At 66.0% G+C, this 25,130-nt stretch carries 25 protein-coding genes; 16 read left to right on the top strand and 9 right to left on the bottom strand.

What is annotated here, in order from left to right:
* Window positions 1–139: 139 nt before the first annotated feature.
* Genes ACFVUS_RS24010 through ACFVUS_RS23995 form a run of 4 tightly spaced genes read right to left on the bottom strand, consistent with a single transcriptional unit; the run spans window position 140 to window position 3,687 of the window.
* Window positions 140–688, bottom strand: a complete 549-nt coding sequence (locus ACFVUS_RS24010) for a hypothetical protein (RefSeq protein WP_387770472.1) — start codon at window positions 686–688, stop codon at window positions 140–142.
* A complete protein-coding gene (locus tag ACFVUS_RS24005; protein ID WP_387770469.1) occupies window positions 685–1,806 on the bottom strand; it encodes a hypothetical protein in 1,122 nt (373 codons plus the stop codon). Before ACFVUS_RS24005 ends, ACFVUS_RS24010 begins: the two co-directional genes overlap by 4 nt.
* A gap of 52 nt (window positions 1,807–1,858) precedes the next feature.
* A complete protein-coding gene (locus ACFVUS_RS24000) occupies window positions 1,859–2,266 on the bottom strand; it encodes a FixH family protein (RefSeq protein WP_387770466.1) in 408 nt (135 codons plus the stop codon).
* Window positions 2,263–3,687, bottom strand: coding sequence for a hypothetical protein (locus ACFVUS_RS23995; protein ID WP_387770463.1), 1,425 nt, complete (start codon window positions 3,685–3,687; stop codon window positions 2,263–2,265). The genes ACFVUS_RS24000 and ACFVUS_RS23995 overlap by 4 nt, the downstream gene beginning before the upstream one ends.
* A 347-nt stretch (window positions 3,688–4,034) precedes the next feature.
* On the opposite strand from ACFVUS_RS23995, the gene ACFVUS_RS23990 reads away from it, so the two are divergent.
* Window positions 4,035–4,220, top strand: coding sequence for a hypothetical protein (locus tag ACFVUS_RS23990; protein WP_387770460.1), 186 nt, complete (start codon window positions 4,035–4,037; stop codon window positions 4,218–4,220).
* A gap of 148 nt (window positions 4,221–4,368) precedes the next feature.
* Here the strand turns inward: ACFVUS_RS23990 and ACFVUS_RS23985 are convergent, their stop codons facing one another.
* On the bottom strand, window positions 4,369–4,803 hold the full coding sequence (locus ACFVUS_RS23985) for a hypothetical protein (protein ID WP_387770457.1): 435 nt from the start codon (window positions 4,801–4,803) through the stop codon (window positions 4,369–4,371).
* A 488-nt stretch (window positions 4,804–5,291) separates the two neighbouring features.
* Between ACFVUS_RS23985 and ACFVUS_RS23980 the strand changes: the two genes are divergently transcribed.
* Together ACFVUS_RS23980 and ACFVUS_RS23975 are read left to right on the top strand one after the other, a co-directional pair.
* Window positions 5,292–6,569 carry a hypothetical protein gene (locus ACFVUS_RS23980; RefSeq protein ID WP_387770455.1) on the top strand — a complete coding sequence of 426 codons (1,278 nt, stop codon included), beginning with the start codon at window positions 5,292–5,294 and terminating at the stop codon, window positions 6,567–6,569.
* Between the two features lie 113 nt (window positions 6,570–6,682).
* Window positions 6,683–7,018: a hypothetical protein gene (locus tag ACFVUS_RS23975; RefSeq protein ID WP_387770452.1), complete on the top strand. Its 336-nt coding sequence runs from the start codon at window positions 6,683–6,685 to the stop codon at window positions 7,016–7,018.
* Window positions 7,019–7,052: 34 nt separating this feature from the next.
* On the opposite strand, the gene ACFVUS_RS23970 is transcribed toward ACFVUS_RS23975, so the two are convergent.
* Entirely contained in the window at window positions 7,053–7,322 is a 270-nt protein-coding gene (locus ACFVUS_RS23970) for a hypothetical protein (protein ID WP_387770449.1), read from the bottom strand.
* Entirely contained in the window at window positions 7,319–7,870 is a 552-nt protein-coding gene (locus tag ACFVUS_RS23965; RefSeq protein ID WP_387770446.1) for an RNA polymerase sigma factor, read from the bottom strand. Before ACFVUS_RS23965 ends, ACFVUS_RS23970 begins: the two co-directional genes overlap by 4 nt.
* A gap of 231 nt (window positions 7,871–8,101) precedes the next feature.
* Here ACFVUS_RS23965 and ACFVUS_RS23960 point away from each other — a divergent pair, with 231 nt between their 5' ends.
* On the top strand, window positions 8,102–8,422 hold the full coding sequence (locus ACFVUS_RS23960) for a hypothetical protein (protein ID WP_387770443.1): 321 nt from the start codon (window positions 8,102–8,104) through the stop codon (window positions 8,420–8,422).
* 460 nt (window positions 8,423–8,882) lie between these two features.
* Window positions 8,883–9,941, top strand: coding sequence for an AraC family transcriptional regulator (locus ACFVUS_RS23955; protein ID WP_387770440.1), 1,059 nt, complete (start codon window positions 8,883–8,885; stop codon window positions 9,939–9,941).
* A gap of 70 nt (window positions 9,942–10,011) precedes the next feature.
* Here the strand turns inward: ACFVUS_RS23955 and ACFVUS_RS23950 are convergent, their stop codons facing one another.
* Window positions 10,012–11,193 carry an RNA-guided endonuclease InsQ/TnpB family protein gene (locus tag ACFVUS_RS23950; protein ID WP_387770437.1) on the bottom strand — a complete coding sequence of 394 codons (1,182 nt, stop codon included), beginning with the start codon at window positions 11,191–11,193 and terminating at the stop codon, window positions 10,012–10,014.
* A gap of 200 nt (window positions 11,194–11,393) precedes the next feature.
* Entirely contained in the window at window positions 11,394–12,425 is a 1,032-nt protein-coding gene (locus ACFVUS_RS23945; RefSeq protein ID WP_387770434.1) for an AraC family transcriptional regulator, read from the bottom strand.
* A gap of 523 nt (window positions 12,426–12,948) precedes the next feature.
* Between ACFVUS_RS23945 and ACFVUS_RS23940 the strand changes: the two genes are divergently transcribed.
* The 11 genes from ACFVUS_RS23940 to ACFVUS_RS23890 all read left to right on the top strand — a co-directional run bounded on the left by ACFVUS_RS23940 (window position 12,949) and on the right by ACFVUS_RS23890 (window position 25,107).
* Window positions 12,949–13,890, top strand: a complete 942-nt coding sequence (locus tag ACFVUS_RS23940) for a LysR family transcriptional regulator (RefSeq protein WP_387770431.1) — start codon at window positions 12,949–12,951, stop codon at window positions 13,888–13,890.
* Between the two features lie 43 nt (window positions 13,891–13,933).
* A complete protein-coding gene (locus ACFVUS_RS23935; RefSeq protein ID WP_387774657.1) occupies window positions 13,934–14,419 on the top strand; it encodes a nuclear transport factor 2 family protein in 486 nt (161 codons plus the stop codon).
* Window positions 14,420–14,510: 91 nt separating this feature from the next.
* Window positions 14,511–15,911 (top strand): hypothetical protein, encoded by a 1,401-nt coding sequence (locus ACFVUS_RS23930; protein WP_387770429.1) that lies wholly within the window; start codon window positions 14,511–14,513, stop codon window positions 15,909–15,911.
* Window positions 15,912–16,151: 240 nt separating this feature from the next.
* A complete protein-coding gene (locus ACFVUS_RS23925; RefSeq protein WP_387770426.1) occupies window positions 16,152–17,321 on the top strand; it encodes a zinc-binding dehydrogenase in 1,170 nt (389 codons plus the stop codon).
* A gap of 24 nt (window positions 17,322–17,345) precedes the next feature.
* On the top strand, window positions 17,346–18,572 hold the full coding sequence (locus tag ACFVUS_RS23920; protein ID WP_387770423.1) for a PucR family transcriptional regulator: 1,227 nt from the start codon (window positions 17,346–17,348) through the stop codon (window positions 18,570–18,572).
* Window positions 18,573–18,700: 128 nt separating this feature from the next.
* Window positions 18,701–20,212 (top strand): flavin-containing monooxygenase, encoded by a 1,512-nt coding sequence (locus ACFVUS_RS23915; protein WP_387770420.1) that lies wholly within the window; start codon window positions 18,701–18,703, stop codon window positions 20,210–20,212.
* Window positions 20,205–21,119 carry an alpha/beta fold hydrolase gene (locus tag ACFVUS_RS23910; protein ID WP_387770417.1) on the top strand — a complete coding sequence of 305 codons (915 nt, stop codon included), beginning with the start codon at window positions 20,205–20,207 and terminating at the stop codon, window positions 21,117–21,119. The genes ACFVUS_RS23915 and ACFVUS_RS23910 overlap by 8 nt, the downstream gene beginning before the upstream one ends.
* Entirely contained in the window at window positions 21,116–22,534 is a 1,419-nt protein-coding gene (locus ACFVUS_RS23905) for a flavin monoamine oxidase family protein (RefSeq protein WP_387770414.1), read from the top strand. The genes ACFVUS_RS23910 and ACFVUS_RS23905 overlap by 4 nt, the downstream gene beginning before the upstream one ends.
* Window positions 22,519–23,223, top strand: a complete 705-nt coding sequence (locus ACFVUS_RS23900; protein ID WP_387770411.1) for a transporter — start codon at window positions 22,519–22,521, stop codon at window positions 23,221–23,223. Before ACFVUS_RS23905 ends, ACFVUS_RS23900 begins: the two co-directional genes overlap by 16 nt.
* On the top strand, window positions 23,220–24,038 hold the full coding sequence (locus tag ACFVUS_RS23895; protein WP_387770408.1) for a CPBP family intramembrane glutamic endopeptidase: 819 nt from the start codon (window positions 23,220–23,222) through the stop codon (window positions 24,036–24,038). Before ACFVUS_RS23900 ends, ACFVUS_RS23895 begins: the two co-directional genes overlap by 4 nt.
* An 82-nt stretch (window positions 24,039–24,120) precedes the next feature.
* Window positions 24,121–25,107, top strand: a complete 987-nt coding sequence (locus ACFVUS_RS23890; protein ID WP_387770405.1) for an acyl-CoA thioesterase — start codon at window positions 24,121–24,123, stop codon at window positions 25,105–25,107.
* Window positions 25,108–25,130 lie beyond the last annotated feature (23 nt).

Raw genomic sequence — 25,130 nt, 5'->3', positions numbered from 1 at the left:
CCTTCCACACCCCAGAAAGCGCGAACCGATGAATCCCTATGTCGTGATCCAGAACCTGCTCAACCGCCTCGACCTCGGCTCAGCCGGCAGCAGCGGCCACGTCGCCATGACCGCGCCGTGAGGTGATGCACGCCGTCGCTCACCGACTCCGCGTCCGGACGAGCGCGGGTCGGGTGCGACGCCAGGCGTAGGTCAGGAAGGTGATCAGGCCCAGTAGGGGTAGGGCGCTCACTGCCCAGCTCACGCCCAGGGGTGGGCCGGGCTGGGGTAGGACGGCGAGGTCGCGGAGTTCGCCTTCGCCGTGGCCGCGGGGGCCGTCGAGGGTGAAGCGGAAGGTCCAGTTGCCGTCCTTGTCCAGGGAGCGCACGTCCAGGCCCCAGTCCTCGCGTTTGCGCGGGTGGTGCGATAGCGGTTCCGAGCGGCGGACCTTGCCATTGGGTTGCACGGTGGTGAGGGTGCCGGTCATGCCGTCGGTGCCGCCGTCGGGGACGAAGGTGAAATCCAGCGATTGCATTGCGCGCAAAGGCCATTCGCTGAATCCGACGGTCAGGTTGTATGGGCCGACCCGCACATTCTCGGTGTGCACGATATTGACCGGTTGATAGGCGGCGGCGGTGCCGGTCGCCGCGATGAGCGCGCAGCACAGCGCCAGCGCGAACGCGGCCAGGGGAGCCAGACGGCGGATCATGCGTGCACCTCCGGTGCGGGAGCGGTCAGGCGCAGCATCGCGCCGAAACGGTGTCCGAGAAAGCCGCCGAGCGCGCCCAAAACGGCTCCGGCGATGGTGGTTCCGGTGACGATGGACGACAGCGGCCAGTGCGCGTCATAGATGAGAGAGTTCTGCTCGAACGACAGCACCCCGATGGTCGCGCCGCCGATCGCACCGGCCAGCAGCGGCAGGAGCCGGGCCGGGGCGGTGGTGCGGCGCAGGATTAGATCGAGCACGATACCGACCGGGATCAGGCAGAACGGAATCAGCGCCGGGGTGGTCGGGATGCCCCGAATGTGTTCGCGGAGGGGCAATCCCACGAAATCGGCGTAGGCGCGCGCGGCCCACGGCGCGAACCACCAGAACACGCCCTGAATGGCGGAGGCGAACACGGCCACGCCCGTAGCTCCGCCGCGTCGGAAAGCCGCGCCTGCGATGAGCAGCAGAATCGCCATGAACGCGGTGACCGCGACGGTCCAGCGCACGGTGCCCTGGCTCAGCCGCTGTACCGCCAGCGCGGTGACCGTGCTCGAGGTGAGCAGGTGCGCCAGCGAGACCAGCGCGCCGATCTCACCCCAGCGCTGTCCGCGCGCGGCCGCGAACACGATGACCGTGCCCACCGAGATCACGGTGCTGGACAGGAAGAGTCCGATATGCGGGGGTGAGTCGATCACCGCGTCGAATCCATAGAGGCTGTGCCACCACAGATCCCACAGTCCGTACAGCAGGAACGAGGCCGCTCCGAGCGCGGCCACCAGATACCCGAGCGGTGCGGTGAAGGTGCGGCCGAATACCCCGATACCCGGTCCGCCCAGCGCGGGGTCCATGCCGCGCCCGGCTCGTCCTGCCGCCGTGGTGTGCAAAATGACAGCGAGACCGGTGAATCCGGCGACCGCGGCGCTGGCGTAGATGAACAGGTGCGGCAGGGTGAAGAAGGTGTCCGGTCCGACATCGGCGTGCCACTGGATATCCCAGGTCGATCCGATGGCGAAGGTCGCGGTGGCGGCGAACAGGATCGCCGCGGGTAACCAGGGTTTGACGGTGAGTGGGGCGGACGCGGCGGCGGTGCGCCCGCGACCGTCGGCGGTGAGATCCATTGCGGTCTCCTCGAAGTGATCGATCGGCGGGTGGAATCGGTTGGCTGGGAGATCAATTGGCGCGCAGGGAGAAGGTGGCCGAACCCGGTCCCTGCGGGCCGGACAGCTGGACGGTGATCTCCCATTGACCGGGCATGGGCAGATTCACCCCGGCGCGGTAGTGGCCAGGGGTGGTGGCGGTGGCGGTGACGGTCGGCAGCGCGTGACCCATCTGGGGCATGGCCGGGGCCACGATCACGCGCTCGGGTACGGCGGGATCGCCTTGCGCAGTGTCGATTTCGAGATCGACGGTATTGTCGCCGACGCGCGCGCCATCCCCGGCAACCTGTAATGCGACTCGATACGGTCCGGCCGTCATTCGCGAGGGCGAGGCGCCGCCGCTGTCGGGCCACAGCCACCAGACCGCCAGTGCGGCGACCAGCAGCGCAGCCACCGCGAGTATCCACCGGCGCGCGGTCATCGCGGTCCTCCCGTCCGAACATCGACGACCGCGGGCAGCGTCAGCACGCTGTAGTCGCGTTCGGCCTGCGCCCAGACCAGATATCGGCCCGGCTGCGCGAAGGTGAAGGTGAAATCGATTGTCGGGCCGTACTTCGCGACCGTCTCGTCGGCGGGCTGCGCACCCGCGGGAGGGAGCGGGGCCATTGCGTGCGCGTGCGCCCAGATCGGCGCGGTCGCGGCGGCAGTGCCGGTCGGTGTCCGATCAGGTAGTGGACCGACCGCGATGAGGTGGCCGACCATACCCAGCCACAGCTGTAGATCGGCTCCGCCGCCGAATTGCGCGGTGAGAGTAGCGGGTTCGCCCGCTACCGGATCGCTCGCAGTGAGCTTCACACCGGGCGTGGCAGGATTACCAGGCCCAGGCGTGATGGGATCACCTGGCCCGGCCGTCCCGGGTTCTCCGGACGCGGTCGGCATAGCGGGTGCGGCAACCGACGCGTCCAATCGCGCTGCGGCCCTCAGTAATTGCACGCCGCCACCCCGGCGAGCGATCTCGGCGGCGAACGCGTATTCGCCGGATGCGCCGCCGCGCACAGAGATTCGATAGTCTCCGGGCGCGACCCGGATCGGGTGGCGATGCCACAGCCGCCCATCCGGCCCCACCACCATCAGATGCAGCAGCGCGTCATCGTTGACCAGCAGATCGTCCACGGGACGGCCGGTCGCCGAATCGGTCAGCGCCAGACGGATATCGGCGGGACCGTTCGCCAGCACCGTCATATTCACCGGCGGCCGTGAGTAATTCACCGTCAGCGGCAGATCCCGTTCCGGAAACGGATTTCCCACATTGTCCGAGGTCGGATCGAGCCGACTGCCCGGCGGGCGCGGTGCGGGCGCGTGCCCCGACAGCACGGCCCCGGTCACCGCGACCGAGAGCGCGACCAGGAACGCACCGGCGGGCACCAGCGTCACCCAGCCGCGCCGCGAGATCAACGCCGTGCCGAGCGCCACCAGCAGCATGGCCCCGGCGGTGCAGAAACCGCCGTACGCCGCACGCTCCCACGGGGTTACCACGCGGGCGTAGACCAGGAATGGAATGCGCGCGGTGCGCTCCCCGTCGAATATCGTGAGTTCCCACGGCCCGGCGTGATCCACCCGCAGCGTCACCGGATAGGGACCGAGCCGATCGGTGAGTTCCACTGTGGCCGATCCGGGTGCACCATCGCGATCGGTGGCGACCACCCCGAGGGTCAGCCTCCCCGGCGGTGTTCCGGCATGGGTCACCACATCCACTCGCAGCGGCCCGGGTTCGGCGCGCCGCACGATCACCGTCAGCTCCCGGTCCCCGAGCGATTGCGCCACCGTCACATCACCCCCGCTCACCGCGCCATCGGCACGCGCCGGTCCGGCCCCGAACACCGATCCCAGCCATATCCCCACCACCCCGACGATCAAACAAGCGCCCCGTAGGCGAAATGTCAACGGCAACCGCACTGTTCCGAAGCTACCGAACAGCCACCGGCCCCGAATCCCCCTACAGAGGGATGCCACCCCGAGAAACCCCGATGGCAGGAATCATTACGGCCGCAACCGATTGCCTTGATTCATCGCCACTCCCGGGACAGACACGCAGAATTTATGCGATACTCGAATCGCACGTGGCATACCGTGCACGGGGAATCTGCACGCGGGGTCGCTGACCCACAGGCGGCCGTTCGATATGCGCTTTTCACATTGTCAGATCACATCGATACCGGGATCGATTCTCGCAAACCAGGAGAGCCGATATGCAGACACCGGCATATACACGAGGTTATCGCGAAGGCTACCGGGCAGGCTTCAAGGACGGCGACGCCGATCTGCCCAAAGCCATCACTGCCGCAACGCAATTAGCCGGAAACGGCGACTACCGGCAGGGGCAGTGGGACGGATACGACCGGGGTTACGAATCCGCGCACTCTGCGCACACCTGACCCGGGGCGTATTCACGCTACGCAACGTCAGCAGTGCGTAGCGCTCGCATGAAGTAATGACACGGTGCCACCTCAACCAGCACGGGTGGCACTGTGCCACAACGAATTAGGGGCTATGAGTCGCGGCGGGCTCGCCGCGGTCGAATGCTCACCCGTAGACCAGGCTGAACTCCCGGTCCACCTTGACCTCGATCATTCCGCCGGTAGAGGTGCTGTAGGCCGAGGAGCCGAGGGTTATCGATACCGCCAGGTTCCAGGTTCCGTAACGGCACAGCCCAGAAGTCGGACTCCAGGAAAGTACCCCTCCCTCACCCGGGCCGGACGCCGCCGGAAACTCGCCCGTGGTGATCCGACCCTCGGGATCGGTCAGCGTGAAGCTTCCTCGGACGGCCGCTTCCCTTGTGTAACTCCATCTCCCGCCGATGATCACCCCTTTCGTCCATTTGAGGTACACACCGGGCCACGTCTTGTCACTCGGGTCCTCTCCGCGCAGGACTACCGCCCACTTGTACTCGTGCTGCTGGTACCCGCTACCGATGAGCTTGTCGCTGTAACTCCACTGGTCCGCGCTGTAGATGTCCATCTCGGCGTCCTCCCTGGCCCACCGACCGGTCGGCAACCGGAACTCTCAGCCACGGTGAACCCACTTCCAGTGTTGCCCAATACGACTATGCGACAGTGCTTTTCGCCGAACATTGCCACACATTCACCTGCTCCCGCCGCTACGGTCGCAGCACTGTCCGGTCGCTGGGAGGTCACCCTTCGTAACCCTCGTGGAGATGCTGACCGGACACGCACCCCGCAGCTATGCGCAGTGGGTCGCCGATCACCGCACGGGCTTCTCCTGACTCACGCACCAATTTCATTCAGGTGGCGACATTTCGGCGCGTCGTGGGCGACTTGCCTTGTCCGGGCTGGGATTTCGGGTGGGGATCTTGACCTGGGCGGGCGGGTCGCCGGACCATCGAAGGCCAGCATGGTCGGCGAGGACGAAGCGAGATGCCGATGAGTACTACCAGCTTGAACAGTGGGAATTTGTTGCCTCCGGCGGGGGCCAACAAGGGGTCCGCGGTGGCGATGGGGGGTTATCTGCGGGTCGGGGACTATTTCTTCAAGCAGGGTCCGTTGAACGGGTTCTATGCGGTGTTGCAGGCCAATGGGGACTTGCGGTTCTACTTCGCCAAGCCCGGGGCCACCGGGGGCGCGTACGCGGACATCGATCCGAATCAGCCGTATTACTCCGTGGTGGGGGACGCGGGGGCGGCGCATATCGACAAGAGTTGGAAGTTCAATCCGGCGCAAACCAACGGGCAGTACTTCGCGACCATCCAGAACGATGGCAACTTCGTGATCTATCGGGGCACCGGGCCCTCCGACAACCACGGACCCTGTTGGGCCACGAATACGTGGCAGAAGGGGGCCGGGCCGAAGTACTGGGCGGTGTTCGCGCCGGATGGGAACCTACAGGTCGGTTCGGCTCCGGAGGGGGTGGTGCCGGACAACGGGTTCAATCCCGCGTTCATCACGTGGCAGTCGGCGCAGAGCTATCAGGCGCAGCGGGTTACCAGCGGACACAGTTTGCAAGCCGGGCAATGGATTTCGCGCGGCATCGTATTGCCTTCCGCCAACGGGAAATACGGCATCACGCTGACCGAGACCGGAACGTTCGCGCTGGTGTGCGGCACTCAGCCGGGGAATCCGATCCAGGGTGGTACGCAGCAGTACTGGAGCAACAAGATCTCCAAACCGGCGTTCCCCTGCTTCGCGATCATGCAGACCGACGGCAACCTGTGCGTCTACAAGGGCACCGATCCGGGACACAATCAAGGCCTGTACTGGGCGATTTCGGCCAAGGCCCGCGCGCAGGGCAGCTATGTGGCCAACCTCGACGACAACGGAACCCTGGCCGTGTACTCCGGCAATGATCCGAACGCCACCGTGGCGGCGCTGTGGAACAACGCCGCACCTGCCAATCCCACCGACAACGTGCTCACCTTGATCGCGGGCAACAATCAGACCGTGCACGGCGGCGGCATCGGCCACGACTGGGTGGCGACCGCGCCGCTATCGGTCAAGTACGGCAAGGGAAATGGAGTTCCCTTCGCGGGTGTCAAAATCTACTTCTCCGCGTACAACCCGGACGGCGGGGTTATGCGGATCTCCTTCGAGGGCGAGCGCGAGCAGGGCTACGCGTCGTACACCACCGATAACGCCGGAATCGCCACCACGCCGAAGATCTACGTTTTCATCCTCGACAGCACCGGCACCGTCTTCGACATCCGCGCCGCCCTCAACGACTACTGGGGCAATCCACACGCGGACTTCATCATTCACGGCGTCGAGCCGTAAAAGGGTCGGCGGTCACCGATTGTGCAGGCGCACGGTATAGGCGCAATCGCCGGACCTCCGAGTGATCCGCGGCTCACGATCGGTGCACTGCCGGAAAAACTCAGGAGTGCACCATGATTCGCAGGATCGCGGCCGCGGCGGCCATCAGCGCCGCGCTCATCGGAACCGGAGCCGGAATCGCGCAAGCCGAAACCCCTACGCCCGAACCGATTTCGGCGGGACAGACACAGTCGCTGGTCGGTGAGCAGGTCGGCACGGTGGTGGGAACCGTGGTCGGGGTGGGTGTGGGCGCGGTGCTGGGCGGCGCGTTCGCCTGCGCGGTCACCGCGCCCGTCTGCCCGGTCGGCACGATCGTCGGGGTCGGGATCGGCGGCGTGGTGGGCGGGGCCATCGGCGCCACCCTCGGTGCGAGCGCCGGTGCGGCCATCGGGGCGCAGATCCCGGGCTGAATCGGCGCGCCCCGAGGGTGCCGCTATCCCCTGCTCATCGAGTGACCAGGCGGCAGGAGTCACCGGTACACGATCGGCGCAGGCGACCGCCGGAGATCGTCTGCGCCAAGCCGATCAACCAGCACATGGGACAACCGCGTAGCGCGATGATCCCGACCGGCAGCAGCAGAAGCGCGCCGACGCCGAGAAATGGTGTCAGCGCTAGTGATCCGATGAGCGAGCCGAACCCGACTAGGCCGCGCACCAGATGCGCGGACAGAGAGGTGCTGGCGAACGACTTCTCGCCGACATCCGGGCCGCTCATCGGGGAGTCTCCGCGCTCGGGAAATCGAGCGCCGAACGCAGCGCCGCGCGTGCCCGGTGCAACCGCGATTTCATTGCCGCCGTACTCAATCCGACCGCGTCGGCGACCATGCCACCGGGCAATCCCTGCACATCACGCATGATGAGCACGCGCCGCTGATCGGGCGGCAACGCCGCGATGGCCGCGGCCACCCGCTCCACCTCGAGCCGAGCCAGCACATCGTCCTCGGCCGAAGAAACGCACATCTCGACCGCCGGTTCATTCCGCCGCGCCACATCCGCCACCCGCCGCAGACATTCATTGCGCACGATCCGGAACATCCACGAGGCCAGCGCACCGGTCGCCCGCAACGTCCCGATCTTGCGGTACAGCACGATCAGCGCCTCCTGCGCGGCGTCCTCGGCATCCTGACTGCTCGCGCACAGCGAGAACGCGAACCGCCGAACATGCGGATGCGCACCGGACACCAGTGCCGCGATCGACGCCTCATCGCCCTCCCGCGCGGCCGCCACCACCTCCTCCCCCGGCCATGCGCCATACCTAGCCACGCGCCCGCCTCCTTCGCACCAACACCACACAACTACACACCGATACGGCCGCGATCGCCGCGGCGACAATCCATACGGTCATGGGAACCCCTTCCTCAACGTGCGCCCGAACAGACGCACACCAATAGGAGGGATCAATCGCCCAAAGGATTCACATCTCGGCGAAGAGCGGCACGAGGATTCGCTGCCCCTGATCCTCGGGGCAGGGCTCGAGTTCGTTAGGGTCATCCCATGACATTCGTATTGCGTTCTGCCGCAAGCGCTCTTGCCATCGCCGCGGTTTCGATCGCGGCCCCGACCGCCTCGGCACTCCCCACCGGTTCCTTCGGGGCGGGTGACGGCCGTCAGGTCGTGATCGTCGACGGCACCCTGGAACTGAGTGACCTGAACTCCTGCTGGGCCAGCGGCTTCCCGCGTGATATCCGCTTCGAGAACCGCAGCTCCCGCAACCTCCTGGTCTTCGGATCCAAGGATTGCACCGGCGAACCGATCGCGACCGTCCCGGCGAATACGTCGGGGACCTACTACGGCTGGTCCGCGATCGGCGCGTAGTCACGAACGAGTGGCGGGAACCGTCCATTCGAGCGCGGCCGAAGGCCCTCGGAACCGTGCGTACCCCTTGCGACGCACGGGTCCGAGGAGGCTGTTCGGGCTCATGTTCCCGCCCTCGCTTTCATATCACTCACCCAATTCATTCAGGTATTCCGAAACGCGAGTGTTTTTCAGAGTTCGGACGCATTAGCCGACTGCGGGTTACCGGCGAGTAAGGACAGTAATGCCGACCACCTCGGTCAGGCAAACCCGCGTGGGCTCGATTTCTCGCACAAGCCGCAGCTCACGGCGATCTACGTGGTCTTTTACCCCAGAGCGACATACTTTTCGGGGCACGCTGGCAGAATATGTTAATTGCATTCCGCGTTCCCGGACACGGCTGCGGATATTGCGGTGGATCGGCGATCTGCATTAACGTCCTCAGTCGCGAATAGTCGACTTCGGGAAGGGCGATCCAGACATGGTGACCACGGCACGAGCCGCCGGCCTGCGGGACTATCCGGCGTTGGTCGACGAGTTGGGCGGCGATGGTGCGGCCATGCTCGGGCGGTTCGGCATCACGGTCGCCGCCGTCACCGATGACGCCGCGATCATTCCGGCGGAGGCGATCGGGTGGGCGCTGGAAGTCGCTGCGACCGAACTGAATTGCCCGGATTTCGGCCTGCGGCTGGCCACGCGGCAGGACATGGATGTGCTGGGGCCGCTGGCGATCGCGGTGGCCAATGCGGCCACGGTCGGTGACGCGCTGGAGTTCGCGTCGCGCTTCCTGTTCGTCCACAACGGCGGCATCTCCATCGGCTTGATCGATGACCCGCAGGGGCAGTCCGGAATCATCGGCTTGGAATATCGCGATACCGCCTCCGCGACCGGCTTCGCGCAGGGCGCCGGACTGTCGGCGGGCACGATTCACAAAGCCCTGCGCCAGGTGGCGGGCGATGATTACGGACTGCTCTCGATCCATCTACCGCATCCGCCGGTGGCCCCCGAGTCGACCTACACCGAATACTTCGGTGCGCCAGTGGTTTTCGACGCCCCCTACGTCGTCTTCCGGATTCCGGCGGATATGGCGGCCCGGCCCATCGCGAATACCAATCAAACCCTGCGCACCATCTCGGTCGACTACCTGACTCGGAACTATTCCGAGCTGGATCACACCATGAGCGCCCGGGTTCGCGTAGCGATCGAGCAGCTGATCACCTCCGGAAAACCCGATATCGCCACCGTCGCCCGCATGCTGATCATGCACGAGCGCACCCTGCAACGCGCCCTGGCCGCCGAGGGCACCACCTTCAACGATGTCCTGGACGGCACCCGCCGCGATACCGTCTACCGCTTGCTGCGCGAGACCGATCTGCCGATGAGCCAGATCACCGCGCTCGCCGGTCTGCGCGAACAGTCCGCGCTGACCCGCGTGGTGCGCCGCTGGTTCGGGGTCACCCCTCAGCAGATCCGCAATTCCGCTCGAGCAGAACATGGTTCATCGGCCGGGGTTCGCGTTCAGCCGGTCTCACGCGATTGACGTCCTCCTCGGCCTGAAGGCCGGGGATTCCTGCCAACGCCCTGTCGGGCGCTCTGGGTGGGTTCCTGGTTCATCGGGACGTGCCTGCCGCCGTCGCGACAGGACTTACGGTCCCTCCACAGGCGTTTAGTCTCTCCGCCCGTCCGGCGGCGAGAATATTGGTGGCGGCGTTGAGATCACGATCCAGGACCACACCACACCGTGGGCACGTCCACACCCGCACGTGCAACGGTTTCGCCCCGTCCCGATGCCCACACACCGCGCAGATCTGCGAGGACGGATAGAACCGGTCCACCTTCGCGAAATACCGGCCCGCCCGGACCGCTTTCTCCTCGAGCAGGCGGATGAACATCGACCAGCCCGCGTCATGCACCGATTTCGCCAGCCGGGTCCGCGCCAGGGCTATCACACACAAGTCCTCGACATAGATCGCTTGGATTTCGCGAACTATCGCCGTGGTGTGCTTGTGCGCCCAATCCCTGCGCGTGTCAGCCACTTTCGCATGCGCCCTCGCCACCTTCACACGGACTCGGGTGCGATTGTTCGACCCATTCTGCTTGCGTGACAGGTTCTTCTGCGCGCGGCGCAGCGTGCGCTCGGCGTGGCGCAGAAACCTCGCAGACTCGATCCGCTTGCCATTGGACAGGACCGCGAATGTAGTCAGGCCCAGGTCGATACCCACCTCAGCCTCAACCGGTGGCAGCGGCTGTTCATCGACGTCGACGACGAAAGACGCGAAATACCGGCCCGCGGCGTCCTTGATCACCGTCACCGACGACGGCTGCGACGGCAACTCCCGCGACCACGCGACCCTCACATCCCCGATCTTGGGCAACCGCAGCTTGCCGCCCTCGGTAATCGAGAACCTGGCATTACGCGTGAACCGGATTGACTGCCGGTTGTCCTTGCGGGACCGGAACCGCGGAAGCGCGATCTTCGGGCCCTTGCGTTTACCGGTCACCGAGTGAAAGAAGTTGCGGTAGGCGGTATTCAGATCCGCCAGCGCCTGCTGCAACACCACCGCCGACACCTCGCTCAACCAAACCCGCTCCGGTGTCCTTTTGGCCGCGGTGAACCGGGTCGACAACTCGGCATCGGAGACATAGGAACGGCCTGCGGTGAACGCGGCCCTGCGTGCGGCAAGCGCGTCGTTGAACACCACCCGCGCACACCCGAACGCCCGCGCCAGCGATTCCCGCTGGCCCGGACTCGGATACACCCGGTACTGGTAACGCAACTGCACGAACGACATTCTCTCATTCGGCTATGACCGAAACCGAATCCATACGCACAGGCACGCTTTCTGTTTCGCGTTGCATGCCCACGTGGTTTTCGCTATCAAGTACCAGCACCACGTCTTCACCGACCGCCGAATACGCCGACTCGAGGAGATCATGGTCCTGCGCCCATACGTCGAACAGCAGAACCGTCCGTGTTAGGCACCCTCGGGCCTCACAGCCCTACCGCGGGGGCCTCACCACCATCCTGAACGACGGCGCACTGGCCCACACCCGGTAGCCGCGCACCGATATCGCGCACCACTCCCCCGCGGAATTGGCTCGGGGTGGCATCGAAGCGGCGACGGAAAGCCTTGTTGAAGCTGCTGGCCGAACCGAACCCCAGGTCCGAGGCGATATCGGCGATACTGCACCGCTGGTAGGCGGGGCTGCTCAGGCGCTCACAGGCCAGGTGCAGGCGTTCTTCTCGAATGACTTCGCTCGGTGTCGCGCCAACGGCGTTGAACGCCAATTGAATTTGACGCAGCGACCAGCCGAGCGCGGCGGCCACTCGCGCGCCGGTGAGGTCCGCGTCGCCGGCGTGGGCGCGAATGTATCGGCGGGCGGCCGCTTCCACGTCGGCGAGCGAGCCGGGTGTGCTCGCGGTGTCGCCGAGGATCTGCATGCAGAGCAGATCCACCAAACGTTCCGAGACACTGTCGAATTCGCGATCGGTGAGGGCGGCGTACTCGGTATACAGCCCGTCGATCATTGCGGCGGACACGCGCCCGAGGCCGGTCGTGAGATCGATCGGGCCCGCCGGCGGCGCGACGCGGTTGAGGCGATGGCGCACCTCGTCGCGCGGAATGGTGATGATCACCCCGCGCGTGACCTCGGACATGGACAGCGCGAAGGGCTGGTCGATGGCCACCATCAGCAGTGACGCCGGGGTGAGGATCCCGTGCCCGTCGTCGGACCCGAAGCTCAGCTGTCCGGTGAACGGAATGATCAGCCGATAGTTGTCATCGGGATCGGCGCGGATGAGTTTGCTGGTGCGCAGGTAGGTGATCGCATCGGATTCCCATCCGATCAACTGATAGGAATCGGTGCGCCGCACTTGGGAATGGCCTTGGAAATCGGTGCGGCTGGGAAACCGGTACCCGAGTCGGCATTGATACGTATTGATCGCGTGCGCCCAATAATCGGCCCGCTCATGTGGATCCACGACACTCGTAGTGACGGAGTCGGCCGTAGCCACGTGATTCATCAGTACCATCTCTCGGTTCGGCGACCATCGGTGCCATGGGCGTCAAGCCAATTGGAGGTCCGATTTTACGGCCGAACCCGCGCGGACCGCAGCCCGGCCGGAGATCACCCGTTCCGAGCTCTGCGCATGCGGACAATGACCGTGCGTGCGGAGACAAGCGGGCACCCGCCTGCGCTGGATACCGTCCGTACAGCTGACGCCTGGATCGGCAGGCGCGGCCGACGGTATCGGCCCCGTTCGAGTGGACGCGGACGGGTGGCAAGGAGTTCACATGCGCGGCATCGCGACCGGTGGCGACGGACATCGGCGGGCAATGGGAATCGACCCATTTACCTTGCACCGCAGCGAAATACATCGGATATGGGAACCCGATGGGTTATTCGATCGGCGGCTCCGCCCGATACCCGCGCCGGCCGATATGCGTTACGTGCTGGTGCCGGGCATGACGCGTTTCGGATTCCTCTCGTCCCTCTGGGGCTGATCCAGTTTGTCCATATCCTCTGAGCGGGCGGGGAGTACGACCATGGAGCGGTACGAAATCGAAACTTTCCTGACCCTGGCGGAAGAGTTGCATTTCCGCCGGACCTCCGAACGACTGGGATTGTCGACGGGCCGGGTCAGCCAGACGGTCAAGCGGCTCGAACGTCGCGTCGGCGTACCGCTGTTCGAGCGCACCAGCCGCCAGGTGGCCCTCACCACGACCGGACAGCAGCTGCGCGATGACCTGCGTCCCGCCTATCAGAGCCTGCAACAGGCGGTGGCGCGCGCGATCGAATTCGGCCGTGGCGTCAGGTTCACGCTGCACGTCGGATACTCCACGCCGTGGGTGGCCGACCTGCTCGGGCTGGCCGCCGATGCGTTCCGGGGCTGCCGTCCCGACTGCGAGGTCGAGATCCACGAAATACAGATCGGAGATCCACTCGGCGGACTGCGTTCGGGCGCTATCGATCTGCAGATCAGCGCATTGCCGATCAGCGAACCGGATCTCACGATCGGACCGGTGATCCTTGCCGAACCGCGCGCGCTCATGGTCCCGGCACGCCATCCTTTCGCACACCGGGACACCGTATCGATGGAGGATCTCGCGGATACCCCGCTGCTTTCCATCCGCGGCGCGGTCCCGCCATACTGGCTCGACTTCCATCTGCCGTCGCACACCCCCGGGGGCCGACCCATTCCCCAGGGGCCGACCGCGACCTACCGGACGGAAATACCCACCCTCGTAGCGGCGGGCCGCGGCGTATCCCCGGTGGCCGCGCGGGGCCGCCACTACTACGCCCGCCCCGGTATCGCCTTCGTGCCCTTCCGCGACGCTCCACCGATCGAGTACAGCCTGATCCGGCCGACCGGCAAGGATTCGGTCCTGCTGCAAGCATTCATCACCACACTGCTCGAAGTGGCTGCGGCGCAACGCGAAAACAGCTCGGGCGGTGGCGGCGCGGCGTCAGCGGCGCCGGGGCGATAGCGTCACGAGCGTGAGTGAAGATGGGACAACCGAAGTCGAGCAGTTGCGTGAGCGGGTGGCGCGGATCGAAGCCGTTGAAGCGATCAAGGCGCTCAAGCATCGGTATTGGCGCGCGTGCGACGCCAAGGATCCGCAGGGTTTCCGCGAGTGCTTCATCGCCGAGGGCGCGTCGATCGATTTCGGCATGCTGGGTCGGTTCGATGACGCGGACGGGATCGCGAAGGTCTTCGAATCCATTGCGCTGCAACAGATTGACGGAAAGCCGGTGATACTTGATATGCATCACGGCATGCTGCCCGACATCACCCTCACCTCCGACGCGTCCGCGAACGGCGTCTGGACGCTGCGGTTCCGGCAGGTCAATTTGATCAACAGGACCGAGAGCGTTTCCACGGGCGAATACGACGACGAGTATGTCATCGAGAACGGCGCGTGGAAGATGTCCAAATCCCACTTCCGGGCATTCTGGACGATTACCCGGCCGCTCACACCGGACACGGTCATCACCGTCGCGAACGACGGTCCCTGAGCGATCGGCTCGCATCGGCGCTGCGGTCGGGCCGTGCTGCCCACCACTGGGAAGCGACGGTACGGCGGGTAGAAACTCTGCGGTGATACGTTTGCGAACGACGACGGCCGCCGACTCCGGCCACGCCGAATTCACGGTGATCGTGCGAGAGCCGGTGCCCGACAACGCCATGGTGCAGGTCATCTTGGATTGGTTGCGTGACATGGTTCTCGGTGGGCAGTGGATCGAACCGCGGCAGGTGTTCACCATTGCCGGTCGGCTGTTGCGGGTCATCGCGCGCGAGGATGGCACGCTCGGACTCGAGGAAGAGGTCACGCCCGGGGTGTGGGCGGAACAGGTCGACGAGATCATCACCGATCTGCATCATCAACAGACCGTCTGCGCCAGACTCGAATTGGATATGTCCGACGGCAGCGTCGCCGGAACCGACATGGTGGCTCTTCGTCCATGTGTGCGTACCGCGGGCACCCTCGGGTTCCGCCGACATGGGGGCACCCCGGAACCAGGTACGTCGGGCTGGTTCCTGGTCTGCCTGGACGAGCACGACCATGAGCCGGTGGGCTACTCGTCGCTCCGACATGTGTTGGCGGAGTGGCCGTATCTGCGTCAGTTCCTGGCGCTGCCGCCGGACACCACCGTGGTCCTGGAACCGTCGGTCATATTGGCGGGCAGCGTCTTGGCCACCGTGGTGCGCGACGGCGTGGACATCACTCACGGCGGCAGCTGGTTCGGGCCGCAGAGAGCACCGTTGTCCATGGCGCGGGCACGGCGCGGGCTCGGGAGTTTCGGAGATGGGCTGACCCGCACCATGATCGGTGAGCAATTGGGTCTGCCCGATGTGGTCGCCCGGGTCGCTCTGACCTCGACGGAAGAATCCGGGGCGTGGTGGGTGGCGTGGGCGCTCGACGACATTCAGGACGCGATCGCCGACGGCACCCGATTCACCGCCGGGCAGACCGTGCGGTCCGGCTGGCGCACATTGCGGCTGGTCGAACGGCCCGACGGGCTGCTGGGGCTCGAGGAACGAGTCACCGGCGACCACTGGGTCGAACAGGTCGACCAAACGCTGCGCGAGTCGTGGACACAGCGGCAGGTGACCGCAGGACTGGGTTTGGAGGCCGGCATCGACTTTCCCGCCGACAGCCAGTTGGTCGCCGTTGCCGAGTGCGTGGATGAGACGGTGTCCGAGCTGCTGCTCTCGCGCGTTTCACTCGACGACGCGACGCACTCGGGTTGGACGGTGACTTGCGCACGTTCGCACGAACACGGCGTTCTGCGCACCCGCACCCTGTGGGACCTGGTCGAGTCACTGCCCTTCGTCACCGCGTTCCTGGCGCTGCCCGCACCGATCTCGGTGCGCATCGACACCGCTCGCGACTCCGACCCCACCGCCATCCGCGCACGAGTCCTGTTGTGGGACAGGGAACTTCTGCCCGAACCCGGTTCCTACACCGCCGAGCTCCTGGGTACCGAGAACCTATTGGGAGCGTAACGGGCTGTGAAATCCTCAGCGTAGGTCGTTCAGCACCTCGATGAGGTCGGCGTCCGCGAGATAACGAGGGTGCTATCTGCACCACCCGCGGGCCCGATCAGGAGCACCGAGGTGTGGCGGGCCGATGGCGATCGCGGGCACAGTGGCGGCACGTCCGAGACGACTGTGCCCGCGCGTGTGCGTGCCGTGCGCGAGTGACGTTGCCGTGCAGTCGTTTACCGCCTCACGCTAGGAAAACCCATGCGACCACAGCAGATTCCGGATTCGCGAGCCACTCGCATCAGCGCCGTCGTGCTCGATGAGCACGGGAGTGTCGGGGTGCGGGATCTCGACCTCGCGCCACCCGGCCCCGGCGAAGTGCGAGTGCGCATCGCGGCGGCCGGGGTGTGCCACTCCGATCTGCACGTCCTGACCGGCGCGTGGCGGATTCCCCGGCCCGTGGTGCTGGGCCATGAGGGGTCCGGGGTGGTGACCGCACTCGGCGACGGCGTGGACGAGTTGGAGATCGGCGACCACGTGGTGCTCTCATGGGTGCCCGGTTGCGGCGGCTGCCGCAGTTGCCGGGCGGGGCGACCCGCTCAATGTGCGCTGGTGGCAACGGTTGTCGCGCCCGGCGGCGTGCTGTACGACGGCACCACCCGGCTGTCCGAGGCGGGGAGCTCGGTCCACCACTACCTCGGGGTGTCCTCGTTCGCGGAGGAAGCCGTGGTTCCGGTGTCGGGGGCGATCAAGATTCGCAAGGACGCTCCGCTCGAGGATATCGCGATCATCGGCTGCGCCATCGCGACGGGCGTCGGCGCGGTGCGCAATACCGCGGCGGTCCGACCCGAGTCCACGGTCGCCGTAATCGGTTGCGGCGGTGTCGGTCTGGCATGTGTGCAGGCCGCTCGTCTGGCCGGGGCGAGTCGCGTGGTGGCGGTGGATGTTGTTGCCGAGAAACTGGAGCTGGCCACGGCGCTCGGCGCGACCGATACGGTGAACGCCGCCGCATCCGACGCGGTCGCCGCGCTGCGCTCGATCGAACCCGACGGCTACGACTACGTCTTCGACGCCATCGGCAAGATCAGCACCACCGAACAGGCCATCGCGGCTTTGGGGCTCGGCGGTGCGGCGGTGATCGTCGGGCTGCCCGCCCAGGGTGAGCAGGCCCGGTTCGATCCGCTCGCACTGGCCGAGGCCGATCAGCGCATTCTCGGCTGCAACTACGGTTCCTCCATCCCGCACCGGGACATCCCCGCGCTGGTGGATGAGGTCATGGCGGGTCGCCTAGATCTCGCCTCCATGATCTCGGCCCGCCGCCCGCTGTCTGATGCCGCCGCGGCACTCGCGGATCTGGCCGCCGGGCACGCGTTGCGACAGCTGCTGATACCCGGTCACGCGGCTAATCGTCGCGTATCAGCCACCGGATGAGCAGAAATGGTGCACAGTGCACACATGGAGGAGTTGTGGCCCGCACCCGATGAACGTGTGCGCGCCCTGCTGCGCACCATCGCCGAAGGCGTGCTGCCCGCCTCGGACGAACTGGCCGAGGAGGTGTTCTCGGCGGCCCAGCTCGGCACGCCGTTCCGATTCATCGTCGATGATCCGGTGCTGGCGACCGGTGATCGGCGGATGAGCAGGGCGTACCTGGTGCACTGGCTCACCGCGACCATGCACGAACCCGGTCGGCGGGTACCGCCGTGCGTGGATCCCGAAACCCTGCGATTCGGAAGGGATTTGGCGCGGCGCGGGATGGATATCGGCGACCTCGGTTCATGGCGCGGGGGCCAGCGCGTCGCGTGGCGGCGCTGGGTCGAGGCCTGTTTCGCCGCGACCGCCGATCACGAGCTGCTGCGCCGGCTCATCGAGGTGTCGGGGCATTCGATGACCACCTTCGTCGATGATTCGATCGCGGCCCTGGCCGCGCATATCGAGGCCGAGCGCACCGATCTGGCGCGCAGCGCCAACGCCGAACGGCAGGCGACGGTGCAACTGCTGCTCGAGGGCGCGCCGATCAGCCGGGCGCGCGCCGAGTCGCGGCTCGGCTATGCCCTGACCGGAGAGCATGTCGCGGCGGTCATCTGGGTCGATACCGATGAGGACGCCGGAGCTCTCGAACAGGCCGCCGAGCAGGTGATGCGGGCGTGCGGGGCGGATCGGCGACTGACCCTGATCGCCAGCACCGCCGCACTGTGGTTGTGGTTCCCCACCGCCACCGCGCCCCAGCCCGCCGTGCTGCAACCGCTGCTGGGCGAATCATCAAGGGTGCGAGTGGCTTTGGGGCGACCAGGCCGCGATATCGACGGCTTTCGCCGCACCCACCTGGACGCGACCACCGCGCAGCGGGTGCTGGCGCGATTGGGCTCCGAACGCCGGATCGTGCGGTACGAGGATGTGCAGTTGGTCGCGGCGCTGTCGGCGGATATGTCCCAGGCCGAGCAGTTCGTGGCCGACAGCCTCGGTGATCTCGCCGCCGCCGACGCCGTCCTGCGCGAAACGGTGCTCACCTACGTGCGCGAGCGATTCAATGCCACCAGTACCGCGGAACGCCTCTTCACGCACCGCAACACGATCGAGCGGCGGCTGTCCCGCGCGGATCGGCTGCTGCCGCAACCGCTGGTGGACAACGCGGTCAGCGTGGTCGCGGCGCTGATGTATCTGCAATTGCGCGAGGGTCGCTGACCCGCACGGGTCGAGGTGCACTGTGCACCGGCCTCGGTCACATACCGGGTCACGACGCCGTAGTCGCGGACATCCGTTCGGGAGCAGGGTGGGTCATCGCCTAACCGAGCGGATAAGGGGTGAATGCGATGAACATGTCGATCGTCGACGAAGAGTTCGACGTTGTGATCATCGGTGCGGGAATTTCGGGTATCGGCGCCGCCCGATACGTCACGACGGCCTTCCCGGGCAAGCGCGTGGTGGTGCTGGAGAGCCGGGACGATATCGGCGGAACATGGGATCTGTTCCGGTATCCCGGAATTCGATCGGATTCGGATCTGCACACCTTCGGATACGAGTTCAAGCCGTGGAAGGACCGGGCGGCGATCGCCGACGCTCCGCTCATTCGCGACTATCTGCGCGAGGCCGTGGACGAGAACGGGTTGACCGGGCTGATTCGACTGCGGCACCGGGTGATCGGGGCCGACTGGTCCACCGCGGACGCGGCCTGGACACTGCGGGTGCGGATCGGCGACAGCGCCGAACACCGGGTGCTCAAGACGAACTGGGTCTTCGCGGCCACCGGTTACTACCGCTACGACGAGGGCTTCACCCCGAGCTTTCCCGGGCGCGAGGACTTCGCCGGAGCCGTCATCCATCCGCAGCACTGGCCCGAGGGCTATGACTATTCCGGTAGGAACGTGGTGGTGATCGGAAGCGGAGCCACCGCGATAACCCTTGTGCCATCGATGGTTTCGGGCCCCGGCGCGGCATCGCATGTGACGATGCTCCAGCGCACGCCCACCTACCTGATGTCGCTGCCCCGGGTCGACACGCTCGCGCTGGCACTGACCAAGATCTTCGGCGAGCGGCGCGGGTACGCGTTGACGCGATTCAAGAACATCTGGCTCGATCGCGGGGTCGTCAAAGGTATGCGCACGTTCCCGCGTGCCGGGCGCGCGTTGATCCGTCGCGTCAACAAACGTTTGCTGCCGGCGGGTTTCGATGTGGATACGCATTTCAATCCGCCGTATGAGCCCTGGGATCAGCGCTTGTGTCTGGCTCCGGACGGGGACTTCTTCGCCGCGATCCGCCGGGGCGACGCATCGGTCGTGACCGACCGGATCGCGCGATTCACCGAATCCGGGATTCTGCTGGAGTCCGGCCGCGAGCTGCCCGCCGATGTCATCGTCACGGCCACCGGGCTGAATATGCAGCTGTTCGGCGGGATGGAACTGCGCGTCGACGGAAGCCCGGTCGATCTCTCCGAGACGATCGCCTACCGGGGCATGCTGCTGTCAGGGGTTCCGAACCTGGCGATGGCGGTCGGCTACACCACCTCGTCGTGGACCTTGAAGATCAGCCTGATGTGCCGGTACTTCTGCGATCTGCTCGCGCACATGGATTCGCACGACTACGACGCGGCCGTCGCCGTGGCCGAGCCCGGGATGGCGACGCGGCCGGTACTCGATCTGAGTGCGGGTTACGTCTTGCGCGCCGAGCACACGATCCCACGTCAAGGGACCGAATTGCCCTGGCGCATGGGTCTTTCCTATCCGGAGGACGCCAAACTGCTGCGCGGCGCGCTGTTCGACGAGAGTCTGCATTTCTCGCGCATCACCGAACCCTCGAGTGTCACAGCGGAATCCAGCCATGTTTGACCCGATCACGACATCGCGGGACCGATTCACCGGACCGCGCGACGGGATTCGACTCTGCTACCGCCTCGACGGTCATCGCGAGCACCCGCCGGTTCTGCTGCTCGGGGGTCTCGGCGAGGATCTCACCACCTGGTCGCGGCATTTCGTATCCGAGCTCGTGGCACGCGGATTTCTTGTTGTGCGCGTAGACAATCGCGATAGCGGAAAGTCCACGTTCGTCTCCGCGCCCGCACCCGGGAATCTTCGCCTGCTGTGCGGCCGCCCGCGGCGCGACGCCTACACGCTGTCCGATATCGCCGCCGATTGTGCCTGGCTGCTCGACCATCTCGGTATCGAACGAGCGCATATCGCCGGGCGATCCATGGGCGGCATGATCGCGCAAACCATCGCCGCCCAATTTCCCAGTCGCACAAGGTCATTGACCTCCCTGTATTCCACGACCGGTCGTTCCGGAGTGGGCCGGGCCTCGCTCGGAACGACGATGTTGCTCGCGGCCGCTCCACCGCGCACACGGCAGCAGGCCGTGCGCGCACATCTCACACTCACCACGCACCTGGCGGGCGCGGCCTACCCCATCGATGACGCCGCCGAGACCGCGCATGCGATCAGCACCTGGGACAGAACCGCCGGCGACGGCGCCGCGGGCATGCGACGACAGGTGCAGGCGATTCGCGCCTCGGGTGACCGCACCGCCGAATTGCGCACGATCACCGCGCCCACGCTGGTCATCAACGGCGATCGCGATCCCCTGGTGCATCCCTCGGGCGGAATCGCCACCGCCGCCGCCATTTCCGGCGCACGCCACCTGGTCATTCCCGGAATGGGTCACCACATCCCCGATTCGCTCGCCGATCGCATCGTCCACGAGATCAGCGCGCACGCCTCGAACGAAAGGAATCCCCGATGACCGCAGAGCAGATCGTCGACGTCGTTGTCGTAGGCGCCGGTGTCTCCGGACTGACCGCCGCCCGGCGGCTGCGCCAGGCCGGACATTCGGTGCTGGTACTCGAAGCCAATGACCGGGTCGGCGGGCGCACCCTCAATCTCGATGTCGCACCGGGCATTATCACCGAGGCGGGCGGGCAGTGGGTCGGCCCGGGGCAGGACCGCGTGCTGGCGCTGCTCGACGAACTCGGGCTGCCCACCTTCAAGACCTACGTCGAGGGCAAGTCGATCTACCTGCGCAAGGGCAGGACCAAACTGTTCCGGGGCACCATCCCGCCGCTGAATCCGCTCGTGCTGGCCGATTACGCGCAAATGCAGCTGCGCCTGGAGCGCATGGCGAAAACCGTTCCACTCGAGGCACCTTGGACCGCCCCGAACGCGCGACGTTGGGACAGTACAACTTTCGGGCAGTGGATCGACGCGAACTCGCTCACCAAGGAAGTCCGGCTGTTGTTCAAGCTGGCGTTCACCGTCACCGATGGCGAGGATCTGCACAGCACCTCGCTGCTGGTGCAGCTCACCCGCATCGCGGGTTGCGGTGGGATCGACCATCTGGTCAATATCACCGGTGGTGCGCAGGAATCGCGGGTAGTCGGTGGTACGCAATTGATTTCGCTGCGTATGGCCGAGGAACTCGGGGACCTGGTTGTGCTCGACTCCCCGGTGTCCGAGATCCGCCAGGAGGACACGGGGGTGCTGCTGTGCTCGGCGCGCGTGAACGTTCGCGCCGACCAGGTCATCGTCGCGATGGCCCCCTCGGACGCGAATCGCATCCGCTTCTCCCCCGAGCTGCCCACGCGCCGCGCCATGCTGCAACGCCGGTGGTGCAATGGCACCGAGAGCAAGCTTTTCGCGATCTACGACCGGCCCTTCTGGCGGGACAGGGGTTTCAGCGGCCAGGCGATCACCGATCTGCCGGTGGCCAATTACGTCGTGGACAACTCGCCGCCGGATGCGAGCGTCGGCATTCTGCTCACCTTCCTCGGCACCGCCGGATCGGGTTACGGGCTGCACTGGAGCGATGAGATCCTCGACGATCCCGAAGCGCGCCGCACCGCGTACCTGGCGGATCTGTGCACCCTGTTCGGTCCCGAGGCCGCGCATCCGACGGCATATCTGGAGAAGGATTGGACCCATGAGCCGTGGATCAGCGGCTGCGTCAGCTCGCGTCCGCCCGGTGTGATCACCCAGTACACCGATGCCGATCGCCGGCCCGTCGGGCGCATCCATTGGGCCGGAACCGAAACCGCCACTCTCAATCAGGGCTATATCGACGGGGCGGTGAGCGCGGGTGAGCGCGCGGCCGAGCAGGTCGGTCGCACCCTCGACCATGTGCCCTCGCCTGTTCGAAAGCAGTCATCATGGACCTCCGCGTAGTTCTCCTGGGCGTCGCGAATCTCGCGATGGTGTACGCCGGTTTCGTCTACGGCATCCGCTTCATCCGGAATTTCGGCAACTATCTACTCGGCCTGGAATGGCTGGTCGTCGCGATCTCGGGCAGCAATGTGGTGGTGCTCGGCGCGACGGGCATTCACCACGACAGTGGCAGCTACCACCTGATGCTGTTCTTCGACGCCTTCTCCCGTGCGGTCGGCCTCACGCTGATACTGGTGCTCGGACTGATGACCGTCACGCACCGCTATCGGCCCTCGCTCGCGGTGGATATCGGAGTGTTCGCGCTCGCGATCGTCGCCGGGTTCTTCCTATCGCGGCTGCATCAGCCGATCCCCTTCGGCTGGGCCGTCTTCTACATCGTGGTCAATCTCCTCACCACGATCTATCTGCTCTATTTCGCGCTACGACTGTGGTCGATAAACGCACGCGCACAGGCGATTTGGGCGCTCATCGCGACAATTCTGGGCGCGGTGGTCGCTGTTGTCTACGACATGGTCCACATCCCCGGCGATGATGCCGACCACATGCTGTTCTACATCGGGGCTCTGTCCACCTGGGCATTGCAACTGACCGTGTACTACTACGGCTACCGCACGCTCCATGCAGCGAATGGCGAGCAAGCGCGAAATGTCCGACTTGACGGGGTGAACGCGACTACTTTTGGCTCATGAGCGCGCCCCACACGCAGACTTCGGCCGTCGGCACCGGCCGGAGCCTGTCGTACCCCATGTTTGCTGTCATCGTCGTCATCTACCTCGCCCTCATCCAGGGCGGCGGGCTTCTCATGAAGCACCTCACCGGGGAGGACGATTTCCTGTCCACCCGGGCGGTGTTCTACTGCATGATCATTCCGCTCGGTGTGGCGTTGGCGTTCACGTACGGGGTGATCGGCTATCTCGGGTGGCTGCGGCCGGTGTTGCGTGATGACCGGCCTACGCGGTCGTGGGTGCGCGTGGTGCCGATCGTTTTCCTGGTCGCCATCGCCGGGGGCATCGCGTACAGCGCGCTCGCGCAGCAGGGGTGGCTGTATGTCGTTGTGCTGCTTATCGCTACGCAGTTCGTGGGCTGGGGCGAGGAGGGCATGTTCCGCGGCATCGGGGTGGTGATGTTGCGCGAGCACGGTCTCACCGAAGGCCGGGTCGCGCTCTGGTCGAGCATCATCTTCGGGGCGGTGCACCTGACCAATGCCATCAGCCACGGCGCTTCGGCGCTGCCGCAGGCGATCATGGTCAGCCTGGCGGGGTACTTCTTCTATCTGATCCGGCGGGTCACGGGGCAATGCCGCGAACTCGATCATTCACGGGCTCTTCGATTTCACGCTGCTGTCCGGGACCGCGATTCTGGCCGACCAGACCTTCTATCCCGGCACGCTGCTGCCGATCCTGGTCTACCCGCTGCTCGCGATCATCCTGCTGATCAAACGCCGCCATATCGAACCGGCCGTCGGCTGACCAGACCGTCTGGGAATACCGCTACTCGCCCGTAAACCCGGCGAAGCCCTATCGTGCTGCGGGACAACGCGGTCGAGCAAGCGCGTACGCGACAGGTGCTACCGAACGGATCCGACGGTGACCAGCTCAATCCATCGACTTCTCGTCAAACCCGACGATGCGGGCATCGCCGGGCCCGTGGACGGCGGGCGGCTGCTGGAGTGGATCGACAAGGTCGGCTATGCCGCGGCGGCCCAGTGGAGCGGCCGGTACTGCGTGACCGCCTATGTCGGCAATATCCACCTGGACCGTCCGATCGCGGTGGGCGAACTGGTTGAGCTGCACGCGAATCTGGTTCATACCGGGCGCACCAGCATGCACATTCTGGTGACGGTCTATTCGACCGATCCCACCCGGGCCAAACCGATTCAGACCACCCAATGCCTGATGATCTTCGTCGCGATGGACGACCACCGTCGCGCCGTCGAAGTCCCACAATGGAATCCGACGACCATCCTCGAACAGCAGCGCAGTCGCCAAGCGCGCGAACGCATTTCGGTGCGCCGCCGAATCGAGGAGGCGATGAGCGCGCAGCGCTACACCAGCGCGGGCACCGCCCCGGACGCCACCCTGCGATTCCTGGCCGCGCCGTCGGATATCAACTGGGGCGGCCGAGTACACGGCGGGCGCACCATGGGTTGGATCGACGAGGCCGCCTACGTCTGCGGCGCGGGCTGGGCCGGACAGCCCGTGATCACCTCGTACTTCGGCGGCATCCGGTTCTACCGCCCGATCTCCATCGGCCACGTGATCGAGGTGACCGCACGCCTGATCCACACCGGTCCGCGCAGCATGCATATGAGCGTCCACGTCACCTCGACCGACACCTTCTCCGATCAACCGACCCTCGCCGCCCACGGACTCGCCGTCGTCGTGGCGCTGGCCGAGGATGGAAAAGCGCAGCCCATCCGCTCCTGGGAACCGGTGTCCGACGAAGACCGCGCGCTCGACGAACACGCCCGGCAACTGATCGAACTGCGATCGGCGGCGACACCTTTCACCCTGGCCGGCACCGTCCCCCCGGACGCCGAGCCCAGCTACCTCCGCGTGCCGGTCCTGTCCTAGCGCCACGCCCTGCGGTCACCGCG

Source organism: Nocardia sp. NPDC058058 (assembly GCF_042885355.1).
GTDB lineage: Bacteria > Actinomycetota > Actinomycetes > Mycobacteriales > Mycobacteriaceae > Nocardia.
The sequence above is the reverse complement of the archived record's forward strand: the minus strand, read 5'-3'. Positions and strand labels throughout refer to the sequence as shown.